The following is a 3,808-nucleotide window of genomic DNA, read 5'->3' as shown; positions in this document are numbered from 1 at the left end:
CCCGGGGGCCCGCGGTCACCGGCGCCGCCCCGACCCGGGCGAGCCGTCCGGTGCTCGCCCGCCCGCCGACGGCCCCCAGCGCCCACCCCGTCGGGCTGCCGCTGGTCGGCGGTGGCGGGGGAGGACCGGAGGAGGAGCGCGAGGGTGCCGGCGGCATGGGCGGCGGCAGGCGCCGGGTGCTGGTGCACGCCAGCGGGTTCCGGCAGTCCCCGTACGCGGACATCAAGCCGGCCGGGGTCAGCGGGACCGAGCCGCGCAAGCTCGCCGAGGAGGCCGCCGCCAAGCGGGCCCGCGGTGCCGCCGACGCCCCGCGCCGGCTGTGGCACTCCAGCCAGGGGAGCCCCGGCCGGTGAGGGCGTCCCGCGGGGTCGCCGCGTCCCAGGCCCGGCCGACGGTCCGTGCTCGTAGGCTGTCGGCGTGCCCGACCCCACCGTCCAGCGACGCGACCGGCGCCCCGGCCGCTCGGAGCTGCGCCTGGACGCCGTCGCGGCCCTCGTCGTCCCGCTGCTGGAGGTCCGCGCCCCCGACGGCGGCCCCGCCCTGGTCGTCGACCTCGGCGGCGGCACCGGCGCCCTGTCGGTCGAGCTGGCCCTGCGCGGGCACGACGTCGTCGTCGTCGACCCCAGCCCCGACGCGCTCGCCGCGCTGGACCGGCGCGCCCGCGAGGCCGGTGTCGGCGACCGGGTCAGCGGCCACCAGGGCGACGCCCGCGCCCTGCCCACGCTGTGCCGCGGCCCCGTGGACCTGCTGCTGTGCCACGACGTGCTCGAGCTCGTCGACGACCCCGCCGCCACGCTCGCCGAGGTCGCCGCGGCGATGCGCCCCGGGGCGGTCCTCAGCCTGCTCACCGCCCAGCGCAGCGGGGCCGTCGCCCTGCGCGCGGCGATGGGACGGGTCGAGGAGGCCCTGGCGGTCCTCACCGACGCCCACGGTCGCAGCGGCCCGGACGACCTGCTGCAGCGGCGCCTGGACGTCGCCGCCACCGCCGCCCTGCTCGACGGGGCGGGCCTGGACGTCGTGGCGGTCACCGGCGTGCCGGTCCTCGCCGACCTGGTCCCCGAGGCCGCCCTCGACTCCTCCCCGCGCGGGCGCGACGCGCTGCGCCGGCTCGAGGCGGCCGCGGCGGGCTCGCTGGAGCTGCGTGGCCTGGCGTCCCACCTGCACTGGCACGCCGTCCGGCGCTGACGTGACGGGCCCCCGGGTGCCCACCCCGACCAGGGCGCTCCCGTGAGCCGCCGGCAGGTCGGGCGCGCCGACGGCCGCGCCGCCGCGCTGGGGCTGACCGGCGACGACACCGGCTGCACCGTGCTGCACGCCGACATGGACGCCTTCTACGCCTCGGTGGAGCTGCGCAGCCGCCCGGAGCTCAAGGGGCTGCCGGTCATCGTGGGCGGGGGCACGCGCGGCGTCGTGCTGTCCGCGACCTACGAGGCCCGCCGCAGCGGGGTCCACGCCGCCATGCCGATGGGCCGGGCGCGACGGCTGTGCCCGCAGGCCGTGATCATCCAGCCGAGCCACGGCCAGTACGCCGAGGTGTCGCGCGGCGTCATGGAGGTGTTCCGCTCCATCACGCCGGCCGTCGAGCCGCTGAGCCTCGACGAGGCCTTCCTCGACGTCTCGGGCGCCCTCCGGCGCCTGGGCAGCCCGAGCGCCATCGCCACCGCCCTGCGCGACCGGATCGCCGACGAGCAGGGCATCACGGTGTCCGTCGGGGTCGCCGCGTCCAAGTTCGTCGCCAAGCTCGCCAGCTCGGCGGCCAAGCCCGACGGTCTGCTCGTGGTCGGGGTGGCCGACACCGTGCCGTTCGTCCACTCCCTGCCGGTGGCCGACCTGTGGGGCGTCGGGCCCAAGACCCACGAGGTGCTCACCCGGCTCGGCCTCACCACGGTCGCCGACCTCGCCCACACCCCGGTCCGCACGCTCGAGCGCGCCCTCGGCCAGGCCCAGGGCGCCCACCTGCACGAGCTGGCCTGGGGCCGGGACCCGCGCAGCGTGGTCCCCGAGACCCGCGGCAAGAGCATCAGCGCCGACGAGACCTTCTCCCGGGACGTCGACGACCCCCGGGTCGTCCACCGCGAGCTCCTCCGGCTGTCCGAGCGGGTCGCCGCCCGGGTCCGCGGCGAGGGGATGGTGGCCCGGACCGTGGTCCTCAAGGTCCGGTTCGCGGACTTCACCACCATCACGCGAAGCAGGACCCTGCGGCAGCCGACCGACCTCGGCCGCGACGTCCACGCCGCCGCCGTGCAGGCCTTCGACGGGCTCGGCCTGGACCGCGCGCGCATCCGCCTGGTGGGGGTCAAGGCCGAGGGGCTCCAGCCGCTGGAGACCGCGCCGCTGCAGCTGGAGCTGGGGGCGCCGGAGCACGGCTGGCGGGACGCCGAGCGGGCCGTCGACGACCTCAGCCGGCGCTTCGGCGCGGGCGTCGTGAGGCCCGGGACGCTCGTCGACCGCAAGTCCGCCGGACGGGCGCACGAGGCCGGGCACCACTGAAGTCGCACCGGCGTTGCACCGATGGGACCACCGGGTGCCGCGGCCTCCGCCGCGTGTCTATCCTTACCCCACCGACAGAGAGCCAGGAGGTCAGCGGTGCCGCTCTCCGACCACGAGCAGAAGCTCCTCGCGCAGATGGAGCAGGCGCTCTATGCCGAGGACCCCAAGTTCGCCACCACCCTCACCGGGCGGCAGCGGGGTGTGGGCTCGGTCTCTCGCGCGCTCGTCGCCGTCGCGTCCGTCGCCGTCGGCCTCACCCTCATCATCGTCGGGATCTCGATCGGCCAGCTCTGGCTGAGCGTCATCGGCTTCGTCGTGATGTTCGGCGGGGTCGTCTTCGCGGTGGCCGCGCCCCCCGCCCGCACCGTGCCTGACACACCGTCCCGCGGCGGCAGCAGCCGGAGCGGCCCCGCCCCCCGGGCGAAGTCGTCCTTCGTGCAGCGCATGGAGGAGCGGTGGGAGCGCCGCGCCGACGGCGGCGGGCTCTGACCGCAGGCTCCTGCACCACCTGACCCCCGGCCCCTGGTCGGGGGTCAGTTCGTGCGTGCTCCGGGACGGTCGATGACGCCCCGTCCTGGGGGGCACGCGGTGACGACGGGTGCTCCGGTTCACCGACCGGGCGCCGAACCGGCCCGACGATCTCGGGCTCGCTCGCGCTCCGTGCGCCCGATTGGGTGAACCGGCCCAGCGATCTCGGGCTCTCTCGCACCGGGTCCGACCCGGCCCGGCTATCTCGGGTCCGCTCGCTCTTCCTACGCCGGTCCCGGTGAACCGGCCCGATGATCTCGGGCCCGCTCCCGCCCCGTGCGCCCGTCCGGGTGGACCGGCCCGACGATCTCGGGCCCGCTCGCACCACGGCCCGGCCCGGGAGTCCCCGGTCAGCCCCGGCCCCCGGCAGCGCGCCTCAGCGCACGCGCTCGGCCGCCCGCTGCCGCTGGGGCGCGTCGGTGACCGGCGTCGGCGAGGGGAACCACGTGGCCCCGAGCCGCTGCAGCCGGTCCCGCCGGGCGGACACGGCGGCCAGCACCGTCCGCACCTCCTCCTGCCCCCGCTCCGGCGACACCGGCTCCACCGCGTAGAGCGCGCGCTCGCACCCCTCGGACAGCCGCGCCAGGGCCTCGCGGGCGGCGGGGTCCAGCCGCTCCCGGTGCAGCAGGTCGGCCACCTGCTCGCGCACCGTGCGTCCGTCGGGCAGGGCGCCCCGGTCGGCCAGGCGTTCCAGCAGCTCGGTCCACAGCGCCACCGCTGTGGCCGCGTCGTCGCCCGCCGCCCCGGCCAGGCGCCGCCGGCTGCGCCACCAGCGCCACGCCCGCGGCAG

Annotated in this window: 5 protein-coding genes; 4 read left to right on the top strand and 1 reads right to left on the bottom strand. The window is 77.8% G+C overall.

All coding sequences use genetic code 11. The features are described from left to right. The 4 genes from WCS02_RS18510 to WCS02_RS18495 form a co-directional block, all read left to right on the top strand. The coding region (locus WCS02_RS18510; protein WP_340295763.1) for a hypothetical protein at window positions 1-353 on the top strand (353 nt) is incomplete at its 5' end. 64 nt (window positions 354-417) lie between these two features. Then, window positions 418-1,185 carry a class I SAM-dependent methyltransferase gene (locus WCS02_RS18505; protein ID WP_340295762.1) on the top strand — a complete coding sequence of 256 codons (768 nt, stop codon included), beginning with the start codon at window positions 418-420 and terminating at the stop codon, window positions 1,183-1,185. Window positions 1,186-1,227: 42 nt separating this feature from the next. Further along, entirely contained in the window at window positions 1,228-2,490 is a 1,263-nt protein-coding gene (gene dinB / locus WCS02_RS18500; protein WP_340295761.1) for a DNA polymerase IV, read from the top strand. Window positions 2,491-2,586: 96 nt separating this feature from the next. Beyond that, on the top strand, window positions 2,587-2,979 hold the full coding sequence (locus tag WCS02_RS18495; RefSeq protein ID WP_340295760.1) for a DUF3040 domain-containing protein: 393 nt from the start codon (window positions 2,587-2,589) through the stop codon (window positions 2,977-2,979). A 415-nt stretch (window positions 2,980-3,394) separates the two neighbouring features. Here the strand turns inward: WCS02_RS18495 and WCS02_RS18490 are convergent. Further along, window positions 3,395-3,808, bottom strand: a 414-nt coding sequence (locus WCS02_RS18490; RefSeq protein ID WP_340295759.1) for a hypothetical protein, incomplete at its 5' end; no start/stop codon positions are given.

Source organism: Aquipuribacter hungaricus (assembly GCF_037860755.1).
In the GTDB taxonomy this organism is placed as follows: domain Bacteria; phylum Actinomycetota; class Actinomycetes; order Actinomycetales; family JBBAYJ01; genus Aquipuribacter; species Aquipuribacter hungaricus.
This window is presented reverse-complemented; position numbering and strand designations above follow the sequence as displayed.